At 73.6% G+C, this 16,634-nt stretch carries 17 protein-coding genes; 7 read left to right on the forward strand and 10 right to left on the reverse strand.

What is annotated here, in order from left to right; all coding sequences use genetic code 11:
* Window positions 1-98: 98 nt before the first annotated feature.
* Complete coding sequence (locus ACQVFL_RS25360) at window positions 99-1,760, forward strand: glycosyltransferase family 39 protein (protein WP_431727749.1); 1,662 nt, start codon at window positions 99-101, stop codon at window positions 1,758-1,760.
* Between the two features lie 27 nt (window positions 1,761-1,787).
* Here ACQVFL_RS25360 and ACQVFL_RS25365 read toward each other — a convergent pair whose 3' ends face one another.
* Both ACQVFL_RS25365 and ACQVFL_RS25370 read right to left on the reverse strand, forming a co-directional pair.
* Window positions 1,788-3,365 carry a histidine kinase N-terminal domain-containing protein gene (locus ACQVFL_RS25365; RefSeq protein ID WP_431727750.1) on the reverse strand — a complete coding sequence of 526 codons (1,578 nt, stop codon included), beginning with the start codon at window positions 3,363-3,365 and terminating at the stop codon, window positions 1,788-1,790.
* Window positions 3,366-3,390: 25 nt separating this feature from the next.
* The gene (locus tag ACQVFL_RS25370; RefSeq protein ID WP_431729889.1) at window positions 3,391-4,422 is read right to left on the reverse strand and encodes an SIS domain-containing protein; all 1,032 of its coding nucleotides are present in this window, start codon (window positions 4,420-4,422) and stop codon (window positions 3,391-3,393) included.
* 194 nt (window positions 4,423-4,616) lie between these two features.
* On the opposite strand from ACQVFL_RS25370, the gene ACQVFL_RS25375 reads away from it, so the two are divergent.
* Complete coding sequence (locus ACQVFL_RS25375; protein ID WP_431727751.1) at window positions 4,617-6,260, forward strand: tetratricopeptide repeat protein; 1,644 nt, start codon at window positions 4,617-4,619, stop codon at window positions 6,258-6,260.
* Window positions 6,261-6,345: 85 nt separating this feature from the next.
* Here the strand turns inward: ACQVFL_RS25375 and ACQVFL_RS25380 are convergent, their stop codons facing one another.
* Complete coding sequence (locus ACQVFL_RS25380; protein WP_396690563.1) at window positions 6,346-7,923, reverse strand: MDR family MFS transporter; 1,578 nt, start codon at window positions 7,921-7,923, stop codon at window positions 6,346-6,348.
* Window positions 7,924-8,038: 115 nt separating this feature from the next.
* Between ACQVFL_RS25380 and ACQVFL_RS25385 the strand changes: the two genes are divergently transcribed.
* Window positions 8,039-8,623 (forward strand): TetR/AcrR family transcriptional regulator, encoded by a 585-nt coding sequence (locus ACQVFL_RS25385; RefSeq protein WP_396690561.1) that lies wholly within the window; start codon window positions 8,039-8,041, stop codon window positions 8,621-8,623.
* 36 nt (window positions 8,624-8,659) lie between these two features.
* On the opposite strand, the gene ACQVFL_RS25390 is transcribed toward ACQVFL_RS25385, so the two are convergent.
* Both ACQVFL_RS25390 and ACQVFL_RS25395 read right to left on the reverse strand, forming a co-directional pair.
* Window positions 8,660-9,172, reverse strand: a complete 513-nt coding sequence (locus ACQVFL_RS25390; protein ID WP_396690559.1) for a GNAT family N-acetyltransferase — start codon at window positions 9,170-9,172, stop codon at window positions 8,660-8,662.
* A complete protein-coding gene (locus ACQVFL_RS25395) occupies window positions 9,169-9,384 on the reverse strand; it encodes a biotin/lipoyl-binding carrier protein (RefSeq protein ID WP_396690557.1) in 216 nt (71 codons plus the stop codon). The genes ACQVFL_RS25390 and ACQVFL_RS25395 overlap by 4 nt, the downstream gene beginning before the upstream one ends.
* A gap of 201 nt (window positions 9,385-9,585) precedes the next feature.
* Between ACQVFL_RS25395 and ACQVFL_RS25400 the strand changes: the two genes are divergently transcribed.
* Window positions 9,586-9,660, forward strand: coding sequence for a 50S ribosomal protein bL37 (locus ACQVFL_RS25400; RefSeq protein ID WP_370461611.1), 75 nt, complete (start codon window positions 9,586-9,588; stop codon window positions 9,658-9,660).
* A 91-nt stretch (window positions 9,661-9,751) separates the two neighbouring features.
* Here ACQVFL_RS25400 and rsrA read toward each other — a convergent pair whose 3' ends face one another.
* From rsrA to ACQVFL_RS25425, 5 genes are all read right to left on the reverse strand, one after another.
* Window positions 9,752-10,039, reverse strand: a complete 288-nt coding sequence (rsrA, locus tag ACQVFL_RS25405; RefSeq protein WP_131054331.1) for a mycothiol system anti-sigma-R factor — start codon at window positions 10,037-10,039, stop codon at window positions 9,752-9,754.
* Window position 10,040: 1 nt separating this feature from the next.
* Window positions 10,041-10,856: a sigma-70 family RNA polymerase sigma factor gene (locus ACQVFL_RS25410; RefSeq protein WP_431727752.1), complete on the reverse strand. Its 816-nt coding sequence runs from the start codon at window positions 10,854-10,856 to the stop codon at window positions 10,041-10,043.
* A 261-nt stretch (window positions 10,857-11,117) separates the two neighbouring features.
* A complete protein-coding gene (locus ACQVFL_RS25415) occupies window positions 11,118-11,732 on the reverse strand; it encodes an alpha/beta hydrolase family protein (RefSeq protein WP_431727753.1) in 615 nt (204 codons plus the stop codon).
* A gap of 194 nt (window positions 11,733-11,926) precedes the next feature.
* A complete protein-coding gene (locus tag ACQVFL_RS25420) occupies window positions 11,927-12,319 on the reverse strand; it encodes a WhiB family transcriptional regulator (RefSeq protein ID WP_396690552.1) in 393 nt (130 codons plus the stop codon).
* Between the two features lie 196 nt (window positions 12,320-12,515).
* Window positions 12,516-13,226, reverse strand: coding sequence for an SOS response-associated peptidase (locus ACQVFL_RS25425; RefSeq protein ID WP_396690551.1), 711 nt, complete (start codon window positions 13,224-13,226; stop codon window positions 12,516-12,518).
* Window positions 13,227-13,328: 102 nt separating this feature from the next.
* Between ACQVFL_RS25425 and aroA the strand changes: the two genes are divergently transcribed.
* The 3 genes from aroA (at window position 13,329) to hisN (ending at window position 16,590) form a co-directional block, all read left to right on the forward strand.
* On the forward strand, window positions 13,329-14,630 hold the full coding sequence (aroA, locus tag ACQVFL_RS25430) for a 3-phosphoshikimate 1-carboxyvinyltransferase (protein WP_396690550.1): 1,302 nt from the start codon (window positions 13,329-13,331) through the stop codon (window positions 14,628-14,630).
* The gene (rsgA, locus tag ACQVFL_RS25435; protein ID WP_396690548.1) at window positions 14,600-15,721 is read left to right on the forward strand and encodes a ribosome small subunit-dependent GTPase A; all 1,122 of its coding nucleotides are present in this window, start codon (window positions 14,600-14,602) and stop codon (window positions 15,719-15,721) included. Before aroA ends, rsgA begins: the two co-directional genes overlap by 31 nt.
* A 65-nt stretch (window positions 15,722-15,786) precedes the next feature.
* Window positions 15,787-16,590: a histidinol-phosphatase gene (hisN, locus tag ACQVFL_RS25440; protein WP_431727754.1), complete on the forward strand. Its 804-nt coding sequence runs from the start codon at window positions 15,787-15,789 to the stop codon at window positions 16,588-16,590.
* Window positions 16,591-16,634 lie beyond the last annotated feature (44 nt).

Genomic DNA, 16,634 nt, shown 5'->3' on the forward strand with positions numbered 1-16,634 from the left:
ACACGGGGTATGGGCGGGCCAATGACTGCGTGCTGCATCCCACATCACGGGCGGTCGCTGCCGCCACTCGGAGCGCGATCATGTGGCAGGCTCACAATGTGGGTGATTTGTCCGGTAGGTCGGTACCGGCCGCCGGAAACGGCGTCCGGCTCAGCGGCGTACGCCTGCGCGCGCTGCCGGTGTGGCTCCTCCCGGCGGGCCTGACCCTGCTGGTGACGCTGGCCGGGCTGGACTCCGCCCAGCCGTGGCGGGACGAGCTGGCGACCTGGAGCGCCGCCACCCGCCCGGCCACCGACCTGCTCCGGCTGACCGGCACGATCGACGCCGCCGCCGCGCCCTACTACCTGCTCGTGCACGCCTGGACCACGGTGGCCGACGACTCGGTGGCCGCGCTGCGCCTGCCGTCCGCACTCGCCATGGCCGTCGCCGCCGGGCTGACCGCCGCGCTCGGCCGGCGACTCTGGGACGCCCGCGTCGGCACCCTCGCCGGGCTGCTGTTCGCGGTCCTGCCCAGCACCTCCCGCTACGGGCAGGAGGCCCGCCCGTACGCGCTGGCGACCGCCCTCGCCGTACTGAGCACGCTGCTGTTCGTCGACGCGCTGCACCGCCCCGGTCCACGCCGCTGGGTCGGGTACGCCGTGACGACCGCCGCCCTCGGGCTCACCCACCTGGTCGCGCTCACCCTGCTCGCCGCACACGCCGTCGCCGTGCTCACCGCCGCACCCCGCACCGCCTCACCGGGCACCACCGCACCGCCCACCGGTCCGGAGCCCTCGGACCGGCGGGCGGCCCCGGGCACCGCAGCGCCGGGCACGGCCGACTCGGCGGCACCGGACCGGCCACCGGCCCCGGACCCCAGCCCCACGGCCGGAGGCGGCATCGGGGCCGGCGAGGGGCGGCGGCGGTTCCGGCGACGGGTGCTCTGGGGATGGGTCGCCGCGTTGGTGCCGGTGTTCGCGGCGGTCACCCCGCTGGTGGCGCGCGCCCGGGGACAGCGGGCCCGGCAACTGGACTGGGTGGACGCCGCCCGGCCCGGCGACCTGGCGGCGCTGCCCGGCGGGGTGGTGCAGAGCGGGGTGGTCGGCGGGCTCCTGGTCGGTCTCGCCGCCCTCGGTACGGTCCGGGCCGGTCGGCGGGCCCTGCTGCCGGCCAGTTGCGTGCTGCTGCCCGTGCTGCTGCTCTTCCTCGCCGGATCCGTGGTCCCGCTCTGGGTCCCCCGCTACCTGGTCTTCGTGGTGCCGTTCGGCTGCCTGCTGGCCGGGGCGGCACTGCGTACGGTCCGGCTGCCCGGTGCGCTCGCCGTGGTGCTCCTGGCCGGGCTGCTCGGCCTGCCGGACCAGGCCGCCCTGCGGCGTACCCACGAGTGGCCGCGCAGCGCCACGGTCGACTACGCGGGCGCGGCGCGGATCGTGGCCGACGGGGCGCGCCCGGACGACGCGATCGTCTACTCGCCCCGGGAGAGTTGGCTCTTCCTCGACCTGGGGCTGCGCTACCACCTCGCCGAGCGGACGCCCCGGGACGTGCTGGCGGTGACCGACCCGCAGCGCCGGGGCGACCTGTGGGCCGAGGAGTGCGACCGACCGACGGAGTGCCTGGCCGGGACGGACCGGGTCTGGCTGGTGGTCGCCGGACGCCCCGACGACCCGCTGGCCGCCGTGCCCGGGGCCAAGGGCGACGCGCTGCGGAGCGGCTACACCGTCACCCGGGTCTGGCCCCGCTCCGGCCTCACCATCGCCCTGCTCACCGCCGACGGCCGCTGACGGGACCGACGCCGACGCCCGGGACGCTCAGGCGCCGGGGCGTTCGGGGGCGCTGCGGGCCAGCGGAACGCTCAGGACCGCCTCGGTGCCGCCCTCGGCGCCGGGCCGCAGCTCGATGCTGCCCCGGAGTTCGCCGGTGACCAGCGCCCGGACGATCTGTAGGCCGAGTTTGCGGCCACCGGAGGCGTCGAAGTCGTCCGGCAACCCGCGACCGTTGTCGGCGACGGTGACGTGCAGCATCTTGCGGGCCCGGTGCGCCGACACCACCACCTCGGGCGCGTCGACGCCTGGCTGGCCCGGCGGTTCCGGCTCGACCGCGGCCTCCTCCTCGTCCTCGGTCTCACCGGCCGGCGGAAAGCCGTGCTCGACGGCGTTGAGCAGCAGTTCGTTGAGCACCATCACCAGCGAGGTGGCGATCTCGGCCGGCAGGACGCCGAAGCTGCCCGTGCGGCGCATCCCGACGCTCACCTCGGTCGCCGCCACCTCGGTCGCCGCGCTGGCCACCCGGTCGACGATCCCGTCGAACTCGACCGCCTCGTCACTGGACATGGAGAGCGTCTCGTGCACCAGCGCGATCGAGGCGACCCGGCGTACCGACTCCTCCAGGGCGACCCGCGCCTCCGGCATGCCGACCCGGCGGGCCTGGAGACGCAGCAGCGCCGCGACGGTTTGGAGGTTGTTCTTCACCCGGTGGTGGATCTCCCGGATGGTGGCGTCCTTGGTGATCAGCGCCCGGTCCCGGCGGCGTACCTCGGTGATGTCCCGGACCAGCACCAGCGCGCCGATCGGCACACCGGCGGGCATCAGCGGCAGTGCCCGGGTGAGCATGGTCGCGCCGCGCGCGTCGATCTCGCGCCGGGGTGGCGCCTCGCCACGCAGCGCGGCGAGGATGCCGTTGCCGGCCTCGGTCCCCTCCAGCGGGTCGTTGGCCAGCCGGCGGTGCAGCGCCGCGAGATCCTCGCCCACCAGGTGGGAGGCGTAGCCCAACCGACGGTACGCCGACTGTGCGTTCGGGCTGGCGTAGGTGACCTTGCCCCCGGCGTCCAGCCGGACCAGGCCGTCGCCGACCCGGGGCGCCGAGGTGGTCTCGCCGGGGTGCCGGGGCGGCGGGAACGTGCCGTCGGCGATCATCTGCGCCAGGTCGTCGGCGGTGGTGAGGTAGTTCAGCTCCAACTGGCTGGGGGTCCGGGCGGTGGACAGGTTGGTGTCCCGGCCCACCACGGCGATCACCTCGCCGGACTCCCCGTCGGCGGCGCGCAGGCGGACCGGGATCGCCTCGTGCCGGGCGGGCACGTCGCCGTACCAGACCGGATCGCCCTCCCGCCAGATCCGCCCCTGCCCGTAGGCCACCTCCAGGTGCGCCACCTCCGGGCCGCCGACGATGCGCCCCACCTGGTCGTCCTGGTAGGCGGTGGGCGCGGTGGTGGGGCGGACCTGGGCCACGCAGAGGAAGCTCCCCTCGCCGTCGACCGGGACCCAGAGCAGCAGGTCGGCGAAGGACAGGTCGGACAGCAACTGCCAGTCACCGGCGATGCGGTGCAGGTGGTCGATGTCCGCCGGACGCAGACGGGTGTGCTCCTCGGCGAGATCGCGCAGCGTTGACACGCCGACCAGCGTGCCACGTCGAGGGTCACATCGTCGCGGTGACCTTCTTCAGGCCCCGGGGCGCGTCCGGGTCCTCGCCCCGGGTCAGCGCGAGGGCCAGCGCCAGCCGTTGCAGCGGCAGGATGTCCAGCAGCGGGGCGAGGCGCTCGTCGACCTCGGGCACGCCGAGCCGGGTCGCCCCCTCGACCTCGGCGGAACCGACCACGACCACGTCGGCGCGGCGCTCGCCGAGCCGGGGCAGCACCTCGCGCATCGCCTGCCCGCCCGGCCCGGAGCCGACCACGGCGAGCACCGGCACGTCCGGGTCGGTCATGGCGAGCGGGCCGTGCAGCAGGTCGGCGCCGGAGAAGGACAACGCCGGCAGGTACGACGTCTCCATCAGCTTGAGTGCGGCCTCCCGGGCCGTCGGGTACGCGTACCCCCGGCCGGTGGTGACCAGTTGCCCGGCGAAGCGGTAGCGGGGCGCGAGCTGGGTGGCGGTCTGGTCGGCGAGGGTGCGGGCGGCCAGTTCCGGCAGCGCGGCCAGCGCCCGGCGCTCGTCGTCCGGCAGCCGGCCGTCGCCGGACCGGATCCCCTCGACCAGCATCAGCAGGGCGAGCAGTTCCGCCGTGTACGTCTTGGTCGCCGCCACCGCCCGCTCGTGCCCGGCGGCGATGTCGACGGAGAGTTCGGCGGTCCGGGCCAGCGGGGAGTCCGGCGCGTTGGTGACCGCGAGGGTGAGGGCGCCGGAGTCCCGGGCGGCCCGGAGCACCGCGGTCAGGTCGGGCGAGCCGCCGCTCTGGCTGACGCCGACGACCAGGGCGTCGGAGAGGTCCGGTCGGGCGCCGAAGAGGGTGACGGCGCTGGGCGAGGCGAGCCCGGCCGGCAGGCCGAGACGGATCTCGGCGAGGTACGCCCCGTAGAGCGCGGCGTGGTCGGAGGTGCCGCGCGCGGTGAACACCACGTGCCGTGGGCGGCGCTCGGCGACGGCGGCGGCGACCCGGGCGATCGGTGCCGCGTGCTCGTCGGAGAGCAGCCGCTCGTAACCGGCCGGCTGCTCGTCGATGTCGGCGGCCATGCCGCTACCTGGGCGCGTCACGCGAACTCCTCCCCTGCGCGGTTCCCGCGCGTTTGATGCTCAGTCTTGCAGGTTTCTTCACGTATGGGCAACCGAACGCGCAGTACTGCGCAGTGGATCACCAAAACTGGGTGTCGTCACCTACGCTGACCCGACCTCACCGCGCAACCCGTACCTACCACCGAGAGGACGACGTGGCCGAGGGAACCGACGATCGGGCGTTGCCGGCGACCGAGGAACTGGCCCTGGCCCGGCGGGCCCTGGACTCCGGCGACCTGGCACACGCCGCTGACCATGTCGCGGCCGCGCTGGCCCGGGCGCCGACGCTGCCCGAGGTCCACGAGACCCTGGCCCGGCTGGCCGCCGTCGGCGGTGACGACGCGGTGGAACTCTTCCCCCTGCAACATCACACCTTCATCGGCGCGGTCGTCGCGCGGGCACACCTGCTCGCCGCCGCCGGCCGCCCCGCCGAGGGGCTCGACCTGCTGGTCGCCGCCACCGCGCACGCGCCGGGCGCGGACTGGGCCGGCGTGCCCTGGGTCACCTCGCCCGAACTGGCCGAACGCCTCGGCCCGGACCAGGCGGCCCGGGTCCTGATGCAGGTCTGCGCCGCCGCACCCGACCCGGTGCCCGCGTCCGACCGGGCCGCCCTGGCGGCCTATCTGACGCTGGCCCGCAACGCGGTCACCGTCCACCCCGAACACGGGCTGCTGCTCGGCACGGCCTCCGCGCTGGCCCGGCGGGTCGGCGAGGTGCCGCTCGCGGTCCGCTGGGCCACCCGGGGCGTACGGGCCACACCGTCCAAGATCGGCGAGGTCTGGCTCGGGTACGCGCTGCGCAGCGCCGGGCGTACCCGGGAGGCGCTCGCCGCGCTGCGCCGTGCTGTCGACCACGACCCGGACGACCTCGCCGTGTACGCCGACATCGCCGGCACGCTGGCCGACCACGGCCGGCTGGACGAGGCGCTGGTCTGGATCGAGCGGGCGTTGACCCGCAACCCGTCCTTCGACTGCGCGGTGCACACCGCCCACCGGCTGCGGTTCCAGCGCGACGGCGACGTACGCCACCTGGTCGCGTTGGCCGACTTCGTCCGCGACCATCCGGACGACTCCCACGAGCACGGCGACCTCGCCGAGTGCTGCCGGGGCCGCCCCTGGTTGGGACAGGTGACACCGGTCGGCTCCCGTCCGCCTGCGGAGGAGGCGGGCGAGACACCGGCACCGCCCTCGGCGGACGCGGCCCGCCGGCTGCAACACCTCGCCCACCCCGCCTGGCCGCACCCCCCGGCCGCGTACGACTCCGCGGTCGGACTGGCCACGCTCGACCTGCCGGACCTGCTCGGCCTGCTGGCCCACCCACCGGAGGCACCGCCGACCGCGCTGGGCCGGGTGCTCGCCGGGCAGGACCCCGCGCTCTGGGTGCGCTGCGTGCAGGTGTGGGCCTGCCTCGGCCTGCTGCACCACCGCACCGACGAGGCGTGGGCCACCTCGACGCGACGACGGGTGCTCACCGAGCTGACCGACACCGAGGAGGTCACCGAGGCGGCCCTGTTCGCGCTGGTCACCGCCGCCTGGGTGGACCCGTCGGTCCGCCCCGACGTGGCCGGGCTGGTCGCCGCCCGGCTGGCCACCGTGGCCGAGGCGACCCGGGAGGGCCCGGTGCCGATGGCCGCCTCCGTGGCTCACCTGGCGTTGACCACCCCGGATCTCGACCCGGACAGCGTGGCCCTGGCGCGTTCCCTGGCCGGCGCACCCGGCGGCGGGCACCGCTCTGCGCTCCGCGTCCTGCTGAGCCGGCTGCTGCGCCCGTTCCGCACCCGCCTGCCGGGCCCACCCTGATCCGTCGCACCTCGCTCACGGATGCAAGGAGGGGTCCCCTGCTATGCACGAGGCGTTAGCAGGGGACCCCTCCTTTCACCGATCCTTACGCCGGGTTGCGGGCGAGAGCGGTTTCGGCCTGCTCCTCCGGGGTGCCGGTCGGTTCGTTGCTGGTGCGCAGTGGGATCTCCCGGATGAACCAGGCCAGCACCGGCACCAGCACGGCGAAGAGCACCGCCCACAGGAACACGTGCGAGATCGCATCGGCCAGCCCACCGAGCACCGCCTCGCGGGCCTGTGCCGGCAGTTCCCGGAGCTGGTCGATGTTCATCGCCGCCCCGGCCTCACCGCCGCCGCTGAAGGCGCCACCGGCAGCGGTGCCGGCCAGCCGGTTGGCGAAGATCGCGCCGAACAGCGAGATGCCGAACGAGCCGCCGATGGAGCGGAAGAAGGTGGCCGCGCCGCTGGCCGCGCCGAGGTCCTTCTGCTCCACGCTGTTCTGCGCGATCAGCATCGACGTCTGCATCAGGAAGCCCATGCCGACGCCGAGCACGATCATGTAGAGCGACGACTGGACCTTGCTGGTGTGCACGTCCAACAGGCTCAGCAGGGCGAGCCCGACGGCCATCACCGCGCCGCCGGCGATCGGATAGATCCGGTAGCGACCGGTCCGGGTGATGGCCCGGCCGACGAGCAGCGAGACCACCAGCATGCCGAACATCAGCGGCAGCAGGAGCAGGCCCGAGTTGGTGGCCGAGGCGCCCTGCACGGTCTGCTGATAGAGCGGCAGGAAGTTCATCGCGCCGAACATCGCGAAGCCGAGCAGGAAGCCGATCGTGGAGATCAGGGCGAAGTTCCGGTTGGCGAACAGGCCGAGCGGCAGGATCGGCTCGGGGGCGTACCGCTCGACGAACCCGAAGGCCACCAGCGCGGCGAGCGCCAGGGCGGCGAGGCCGAGGATCTGCGGGGAGCGCCAGGCGTACTCGTTGCCGCCCCACGTGGTGATCAGCACGATCGCGGTGATGCCGACCGACAGCAGCGCGGCGCCGAGCCAGTCGATCCGGTGCTCGGTGCGGTACCGGGGCAGACGCAGGGTGGCGATCAGCAGCACCAGCGCCACACCGCCGAGCGGCAGGTTGACGTAGAACGCCCAACGCCAGGAGAGGTGGTCGGTGATGAAACCGCCGACCAGCGGACCGGCCACCATGGCGATGGCCATGATCCCGGCGATCATGCCCTGGTACCGGCCGCGCTCGCGGGGCGGGACCAGGTCGCCGATGATCGCCATCACGCCGACCATCAGGCCACCGGCGCCGAGGCCCTGCACCGCGCGGAAGGCGATGAGCTGGACCATCCCGTCGTCGGGCCCGCCGAGCATCGCCGAGCCGGACATGCCGCAGAGCGCGGAGCCGACCAGGAAGATCACCACGGCGGTGAGGAAGACGTTCTTGCGGCCGTACAGGTCGCCGAGCTTGCCCCAGATCGGGGTCGAGACGGTGGTGCCCAGCACGTACGCGGTCACCACCCAGGTGAAGTGGTTGAGCCCACCGAACTCGCCGACGATGCGGGGTAGCGCGGTGCTGACGATCATGTTGTCGAGCATCGCCAGCATCATGGCGATCATCAGCCCGAACAGGACGAGTCGGATGTTGGGTCGCGCGGCGACCTGCTGTTGTGGGGCCATAGGTAAGCTCTCCCCCCGAGAATGTGGCGCACTTACTTGCCGACCGGCTAGCTACCTTACTAGCCGGACGGTAAGTTGGACAGCAGATACCGGTCAACTGGATTAGGTGGTGCAGGTGAGCCAGAGCACAGGCGGCACCCGGGAACGGATCAAGGCCGTCGCGCTGGAACTCTTCACCGAGCAGGGTTATGAGGGGACCTCGCTGCGCGAGGTCGCCGAACGACTCGGCGTCACCAAGGCCGCCCTCTACTACCACTTCAAGAGCAAGGACGAGATCGTCACCAGCGTGGTCGAGGACCGGCTGGGCCGGATGGACTCGCTGATCTCCTGGGGCGAGGCCCAACCGGACACGCTCGCCACCCGCCGGGCGCTGATCGAGCGGTACGCCGACGCGATGTTCGGCGGCGAGCAGCCCTCGGTGATGCGGTTCTTCGAACAGAACCAGACCGCCCTGAAGAACCTCTCCGCCGGGCGGGAGATGCGCGAGCGGATGTTCCGGCTGTCCTCCGTGCTCTGCCGGGGCGACGACAGCGCCGGTGCCCAGCTACGCGCCGTGCTGGCCCTGTTCGCCGTGCACAGCAGTTGGTTCGCCGTCCGTACGCCGGACATCACCGACGTCGAGCGCAAGCGGGTGGCGTTGGAGGTCGCCTACGAGCTGCTGGCCGCGATCGCGCTGCCGACCGCACCCGCCCAGACGTGACCGCCCGGCCGCCGACAGCCGTCGGGGCGTGACCGCTCAGCCGGTCGGAGCCAGCGGCAGGCGCAGCGCGAGCAGGTCGACACCGGGCAACGGCGACCAGTCCTGCGCCGGTACGCGGACGAAGCCCCGCCGCCGGTAGAGCCGGTGTGCCGACTCGGCGTGGCCGGCGCGTACGCAGATGGCCAGCGCGGTGCAGCCCCGCCCGGTCGCCTCCGCCACGCACGCCTCGACCAGGGCGGCACCGACACCACGCCCCTGGGCGGCCGGATCGACCGCCAGCATCCGGAACTCCGCCTCGTCCGGCCGACACATCTCGGCGTACCGGCTGCCGGGCAGGACGAAGGTGACCGTGCCGAGCACCTGACCGGTGGCCGAGTCGACGGCGACCAGGATCCGGCCGTGCGCCGCCCGACCGCTGACGTCGGCCAGCACCTCGGCGTAGCCGTGTTCGCCCTTGAGCTGGCCGTCGGCCTCGTACGCCGCGACGGTCAGCCGGGCCACGGCGGTGAAGTCGGCCGGCTCGGCCGGTCGGACCAGGACGCCGGTCAACCGATCACCGCGATCAGGTCACCGTCCTGCACCACGTCGCCCTCGTTGACCGCGAGCTGCTCGACGACGCCGTCGGACTCGGCGATCACCGGGATCTCCATCTTCATCGACTCCAGGATCACCAGGGTGTCCCCCTCGGACACGGTGTCCCCGGTCGACGCGACGACCTTCCAGACGTTCGCCACCATCTCGGCGCGGATCTCCTCGGCCATCTCCCGGCCCCTTCTCTCGCGACTGCCTGCGCCACATCCAATCATGTGACGGTCGCCTCCGGGCGGCGAGCAGCAGCCCCCGGCGAGGATGCGCCGACGCCGACCGCACTAGCATCAACGGGTCGGACCCCGGCTCCGGCGGGCCGGTCGCGTGCCCCGGAGTCGAGGTCGTGCGCAGGCGATCATCACGAGGAGGTCAGTATGGCGAAGAAGGCCCGCAAGAAGAAGGCCCGGAAGAAGAGCGCCGCCAACCACGGCAAGCGCCCCAACTCCTGACGACGACGCTCCGGTCCCGCCGGACCGGACAGCGAGACGCCGGTGGCCCCTGCGGGCCACCGGCGTCGTCGTCTCCGGCGCGTCGACCGGTTCAGTCGGCCAGTTCGCGGGACTCGGTGCTCTCGAACACCACGATCTCGCTGAGCCGTACCCGTAGCCGCTCGCGCAGTTCGTCCGGCGCGGACTCGTTGCCGCAGCACCGGGCCACCAGCGCCTTCACCTCCTGCTCGATGCCGTACTCGCGCAGGCAGGGCCCGCACTCGTCGAGGTGGTGACGGATCCGGGAACGCCGTTCCTGGGCGCACTCAAGATCGAGGTAGAGGTAGACCTCGGCGAGGACCTCGCGGCAGTCCGTCTCGTGCGGGTCTCCACAGCTCACGTCACACCTCCCGGCCGGTGGCAGCGGAACTCCGGGCCGACGACGGCGCGGCGGAGAAGCCGCGCTCCGCGGCGTAGCCCTCAAGCAGCTTGCGCAGATTACGACGACCCCGGTGCAACCGCGACATCACGGTGCCGATCGGCGTACCCATGATGTCGGCGACCTCCTTGTAGGAGAACCCCTCGACGTCGGTCAGGTACACCGCCAGCCGGAACTCCTCCGGCAACTGCTGGAGGGCCTCCTTGACGTCGCTGTCAGGCAACCGGTCGAGCGCCTCCATCTCGGCGGAGCGCAACCCGCTGGAGGTGTGCGACTCGGCCTCGGCGAGCTGCCAGTCGGTGATCTCGTCGGTGGGTGCCTGGACCGGCTGCCGCTGCCGCTTCCGGTAGGAGTTGATGTAGGTGTTGGTCAGGATCCGGTACAGCCAGGCCTTCAGGTTCGTGCCCTGTTCGAACTGGTGGAAGGCCGCATACGCCTTCAGATAGGTCTCCTGGACCAGGTCCTCGGCATCCGCCGGGTTACGCGTCATTCGCAGGCCGGCCGCGTACAGCTGATCGACGAATGGCATCGCGTCCCGCTCGAACCGGGCCCTGCGCTCGTCCGTCTTCTCGGTGGTCAACCGCACATCCCCTCGGGTCGGATGCTTCCCCGCCGAGGATACGCGCACGGACCTGCCGGAAGATTCGGTTCCGACGGGTGTGCCCGTCGCCACCTCGGCCGGTGACACCGTCGCCGGCCAGTCCGGGCCCGCCAGCAACCTCCGTAGCTGCCGCGCGTCCCGCTCGTCGCGTTCCCGGTTCCGGATCTCGGTCGGCACCGGTCACCCCCTCGCACAGTGGTCATCCGAGGGGTTCAACACCCACCGCAGGCCAGGGCATTCCGGATCCGACTCCCGATCCTGGTCCCGGCCGCGCGGATCACACGGCTGGGACCAGGAAGGGCCTGGGAGCCCGGTGCCACCAACCGCAACGGGCGGGCGACACCATCGGATGCAACGACCCGGCGCGGCCCCCGGAAACGGCGCGGACCCGGCAGGCGCCGTCGACTGCCGCCTCGGAGTCGACCGGACGGCAGACGATCAGGACCGCACCCAGCCGTGCTCGCGCATCCAGTCGATCACCAGCGCCGCCGTCCCGGGCGGGTCGCCACGCAGGTCGTGACGCTGGCCCGGCCGGATCACCACGCGGACGTCCGGCCCCGGCTCGGGCACCCCGAACGGGTCCCGGTCGCCGTTGACCACCAGCGTCGGCACGCCGGTGGCCAACTCGGCGGCCCGGCTGCGCTCCGGGCGGCCGGGCGGATGCAGCGGAAAGGCCAGCGCGACCACCCCGACCGCGCCCACGCCGCGCGCCGTCCGGCAGGCCACCCGCGCGCCACTGGAGCGACCCCCCACCAGCACCGGTAAGCCCGGGTGACGCGCGCGGAGCACGGTCGACACGGCGGTCCACGCGGTGTCGAGCTGTCCGGCCGGGGCCGGGGCACGCCGACCGGCCACCCGGTAGGGCTGCGTCACCCGGACCACGACCAGCCCGGCGTCCACCGCCGCGTCGCGCAGCGCGAGCAGATCGGGGGCGTCGACCCCGCCGCCCGCCCCGTGCCCGAGCAGCAGCAGCGCGCCGCACGGGCCGGTCGGGTGGTCGGTGTCCACCCGCGCCGGGCCGTGCGGGGTCTCGATCAGGTCGTCGTGCGGCACGGCACCATTCTGCGGGCCGCCGACGGCCCGGCCGGCGGCGGCCCGCATCGCCGTCCACGCCGCCGACCGCACCGGCCGTGGAGATGTCGCGTCGGCCGCAGTCGCAGTGCTGCGTGAGATGGCGCGAATGCCGGCACCGGGGCGGGACGACCACGTCGACGACGTTCCGTCCGGCCCCGGACCGGCGTCTCCGATCAGCTCAACGGCACCAGCGTGAGCAGCCGGTCGCGGACCGGCGGACCGGCCTCGCTGGCCGCGTCCGGGTCCGGTTGGACCTCGTCACGCCAGGCCACCAGCATCGCCCGCCGCTCGCGGGGTGTGGTACCACCCCACACGCCGTGGCAGTCGCCCACCTCCAGCGCCCAGGCCAGACAGGAACCCTGCACGTCGCAGCTATTGCAGAGTGCCACCGCCGCGTCGGCCGGCTCGTTCGGCGCCGGAAAGAACGTCTCCGGGTCGACGTTCTGGCATGTCCCCCGGGTACGCCAGGCTTCGTCCTGTCGCCGCTCACGCAGCGCTCTCAACAGTCGTGGATCACGCCGTGCGGCGGCCACCTCGTGCGGACGGGGCATACGCGCCCGTGTCATCCACCCACCTCCCCCGTGGGACCAGCGATATCGATGAGCATCGTTCACCCGACGTGAACGACACCCACCACCGGCGCTGTGTTCTATCGCATTTAGCGACGCGGGGACAAGAGTCTGCCGGGAAGTTGGCAGAAAGAGCCCTCCACCTTTCACCCGCAACTGCGGCAAATCACTCCCGACAATATGCGGGGCGCAATCAGAACAGGGTCGCGTCTTCCGGCCCGGACGGGGCCGCGAGAGGCACCCGGGCGGTCAACCGGGGACCGTCGTTGCGGACGTCACCGACCGCCGGACCCACCGGACGTACCTCCAGCCCGGCCAGCCACTCCGGTGCCGGCGGGACGAGCAGCTCCGCCGGCTCGCCTCCCCCGCCCAGCCAGGTCGCCCAGCGCTCCGGCGGCAGCAGCAACGGCATCCGGTCGTGCACCTCGGCCAGCTCACCCAACGCGCTGGTGGTCACCACGCTGCAGGTCAGCAGCGGGTGATCGGGCCCGCCCCAGACCGACCAGATGCCGGCGAAGGCGAGCACCGACCCGTCGCGCGGGGTCAGATAGAACGCCTGCTTCGTGCCGTCCGCCCGACGGACCCACTCGTACCAGCCGTCGGCCGGGACCAGGGCGCGGCGGCGGGCGAAGGACGGCGCGTACGCCCGGCTGGTCGCGACCGTCTCGGCCCGCGCGTTGATCATGCGCGCGGCGCCGGCGGGTGAGCGGGACCACGGCGGCACCAGGCCCCAGCGGGCCAGACAGAGCGCCCGGTGCCCCTCGGAGGTGATCCGCACCAACGGCACCGGGTCGGTCGGTGCCACGTTGTAGTCGACCGCCAGGGCGCCGCCGGTCTCGTCGGCGGACTCGAACAGCCCGCTCAGGTCACCGGAGCTCCGGGTCGTGGCGTACCTCCCACACATGCCGGACACGCTAGCGCGCCACCGGCCCACCCGGCTGTCCCGATCATCGGGAGTGGGAACCGGTGCGGTCCGCCGACGCCCGGCACACGGCAGAATGGAACCGTGGGGAACCTGACCGCGACCCGGCCGCTACAGCCGTGGACCGCCCCGACGGCCAGCGATCCGGTGTCGGCGTCGCTGCGCCTGCCCGGGTCCAAGTCGATGACCAACCGTGCCCTGGTGCTCAGCGCGCTGGCCACCGGCCCCTCGACCCTGGCCGCGCCGCTGCGCGCCCGGGACACCGAGTTGATGGCCGGTGGGCTGCGGGCGATGGGCGCGCACGTGTCGATCGCCGACGACGAGCGCTGGCTGGTCCGGCCGCACCCGTTGGCCGGTCCGGCCCACGTCGACGTCGGCCTGGCCGGCACGATCATGCGGTTCGTACCGCCGGTCGCCGGGCTGGCCGACGGACGGGTCACCTTCGACGGCGACCCGCACGCCCGCACCCGGCCGCTGGGTCCGCTGATCGAGGCGCTGCGCTCGCTCGGCGTCCGCATCGACACCACCGGTCCGGGCAGCCTGCCGCTGGCGGTCCTGGGCACCGGCCGGGTGACCGGCGGCGAGGTCGTCATCGACGCCTCCGCCTCCAGCCAACTCGTCTCCGGCCTGCTGCTGGCGGCCCCGCGCTTCGACCGGGGCCTGGTGGTACGCCACGTCGGCCCGCCGGTGCCCTCCGCGCCCCACCTGCGGATGACCGTGCAGATGCTGCGCTCGGCCGGGGCGGCGGTGGACGACAGCACGGCGGACGTCTGGGTGGTCGAGCCGGGCCCGCTGACCGGGCGCGGCTGGCAGATCGAGCCCGACCTCTCCGGCGCGGTGCCGTTCTTCGCCGCCGCGCTGGTCACCGGCGGCGAGGTGACGCTACAGGGCTGGCCGGGCAGCAGCGTGCAGCCGGTGGACCGGCTCCGCTCGTTGTTGCAGCAGATGGGCGCGGAGGTCGCGCTCACCACCGACGGGCTCACCGTGCGCGGCACCGGGACGGTGCACGGGCTGCGCGCCGACCTCTCCGACGTCAGCGAGCTGACCCCGGCCCTGACCGCGCTGGCGATGCTCGCCGACTCCCCGTCGGTGTTCACCGGTGTCGAGCACATCCGGGGGCACGAGACCGACCGGCTGGCCGCGCTGGCCCGGGAGTTCACCGCGCTGGGCGCCGACGTCACGGAGGCGGCCGACGGCCTGGAGATCCGCCCCCGGCCGCTGCGGGGCGGGGTGTTCCACACCTACGACGACCACCGGATGGCGCACGCCGGGGCGATCGCCGGTCTGGCCGTTCCCGGCGTCGAGTTGAACGACGTGGCGTGCACCTCGAAGACCATGCCCGAGTTTCCGGCACTATGGTCGGCGATGGTGACCGGCAAGAGCTGACCGACGACGGAGGGGCGGACCTGGCGACCAGGCGACGCGAGTACGACGAGGACGACGTCCGGGTCCGACCCGGGAAGTCCTCGCGTCCACGCACCCGTACCCGCCCCCGACACGCCGACGCCCGGGACGGTTTCGTCATCGCGGTGGACCGGGGGCGCTACACCTGCGTGCTGACCGGGGACGGGCCCGACGACCCCACCGTCACCGCGATGCGCGCCCGCGAGCTGGGCCGCAAGTCGGTGGTGGTCGGTGATCGGGTGGCCCTGGTCGGGGACGTCTCCGGCGCGGACGGGGCGCTGGCCCGTATCGTCCGGATCGCGCCCCGCCACTCCGTGCTGCGACGGACCGCCGAGGACGACGCCAGCACCGCCGAGGGTCGGCTGGAACGGGTGGTCGTCGCCAACGCCGACCAGCTCGTGATCGTCAGCGCGCTGGCCGACCCGCCGCCGCGTACCGGGTTCATCGACCGCTGCCTGGTCGCCGCGTACGACGCGGACATCGAACCACTGCTCTGCCTGACCAAGGCCGACCTGGCCGGCCCCGAGGCGGTGCTCGACTACTACACCGAGCTGGAACTGCGGTACGTGCTGATCCGGCCGGACTCGCCGCTGGACGCGCTGCGCGGCCTGCTCGCCGGCCGGGTGTCGGTGCTCGTCGGGCACTCCGGGGTCGGCAAGTCGACGCTGGTCAACCGGCTGGTCCCGGAGGCCGACCGGGCCGTCGGCGTGGTCAGCGCGATCGGCCGGGGGCGACACACCTCGACCAGCGCGGTGGCGTTGCGGCTGCCCGCCCTGCCGGGCGGCGCGGAGGACCCGGGCTGGATCGTCGACACCCCCGGCGTCCGCAGCTTCGGGCTGGCGCACGTCTCGGCCGAGAGCCTGCTGCACGGCTTCCCCGACCTGGTCGAGGCGACCGTCGACTGCTCGGCCAACTGTCCGCACACCGCCGACGAGGCCGACTGCGCGCTGGACGCCTGGGTGGCGCAGGGGCGGGCGGATTCCCGCCGGTTGGCCTCGTACCGCCGGTTGCTGGCCTCCCGGGCCGGTGACCTGGAGCCGCGCGGCGAGACCGAGCCGCGCGGGCATCCCTGAGCCGCTCCGGGGCCCACGGCGGCCCGGCGGGACCGGCCGCGCCCGGCGTCGCTACGGTGTCCGACATGACCGGGTACGCCGACGACCTCGCTCTCGCCCACCGGCTCGCCGACGCCGCCGACGCCATCTCGGCGGCCCGGTTCCGCGCGCTCGACCTGCGGGTGGAGGCGAAGCCCGACCTCACCCCCGTCTCCGACGCGGACACCGCCGTGGAGCGCGCGATCCGCGCGCTGCTGACCGAGCACCGGCCGGACGACGGGCTGCTCGGCGAGGAGTACGGCGCGTCGCCGGCCGCCGGCACCCGGCAGTGGGTGGTGGACCCGATCGACGGCACCAAGAACTTCGTCCGGGGAGTGCCCGTCTGGGCCACCCTGATCGCGCTGCTGGAGGACGGCCGGCCGGTCGCCGGGCTGGTCTCCGCACCGGCCCTGGGCCGCCGCTGGTGGGCGGCGAAGGACACCGGGGCGTACGCGGGCCCGGACGCCGCCTCGGGCGAGCCGATCCGGGTCTCCGCCGTGACGGAGCTGACCGACGCGAGCTTCTGCTACTCCTCGCTCGGCGGCTGGGAGGAGGCCGGTCGGCTGGAGCCGATGCTCCAACTGATGCGCGACACCTGGCGCAGTCGCGCCTACGGCGACTTCTACGGTTACATGCTGCTGGCCGAGGGCGCACTGGACGTCATGGTCGAACCCGAGTTGTCGCTCTGGGACGTGGCCGCATTGGTACCCATCGTCACCGAGGCGGGTGGCGCGTTCACCGATCTGGCCGGTAGACCGGCCCCCGCCGGAGGCGACAACAGCGCGGTGGCCAGCAACGGGGCACTGCACCCCGACATCCTCGACAGGCTCGGTCGGCCCGCCGCGCACTGACGTCGGGTTACCTCTATCCTCGCCAGGTGGCTACCTCGGGTTGG

It is taken from the genome of Verrucosispora sp. TAA-831, from assembly GCF_050780145.1.
Classification (GTDB): Bacteria; Actinomycetota; Actinomycetes; order Mycobacteriales; family Micromonosporaceae; genus Micromonospora.

Excerpts from the sequence above, each read along its gene's own strand:
- ACQVFL_RS25370 (WP_431729889.1), bottom strand. The coding sequence starts at position 4,422 with ATGGCCGCCGACATCGACGAGCAGCCGGCCGGTTACGAGCGGCTGCTC.
- ACQVFL_RS25380 (WP_396690563.1), bottom strand. The coding sequence starts at position 7,923 with ATGGCCCCACAACAGCAGGTCGCCGCGCGACCCAACATCCGACTCGTC.
- ACQVFL_RS25395 (WP_396690557.1), bottom strand. The coding sequence starts at position 9,384 with ATGGCCGAGGAGATCCGCGCCGAGATGGTGGCGAACGTCTGGAAGGTC.
- ACQVFL_RS25420 (WP_396690552.1), bottom strand. The coding sequence starts at position 12,319 with ATGACACGGGCGCGTATGCCCCGTCCGCACGAGGTGGCCGCCGCACGG.
- ACQVFL_RS25425 (WP_396690551.1), bottom strand. The coding sequence starts at position 13,226 with ATGTGTGGGAGGTACGCCACGACCCGGAGCTCCGGTGACCTGAGCGGG.
- rsgA (WP_396690548.1), top strand. The coding sequence starts at position 14,600 with ATGGTCGGCGATGGTGACCGGCAAGAGCTGACCGACGACGGAGGGGCG.
- hisN (WP_431727754.1), top strand. The coding sequence starts at position 15,787 with ATGACCGGGTACGCCGACGACCTCGCTCTCGCCCACCGGCTCGCCGAC.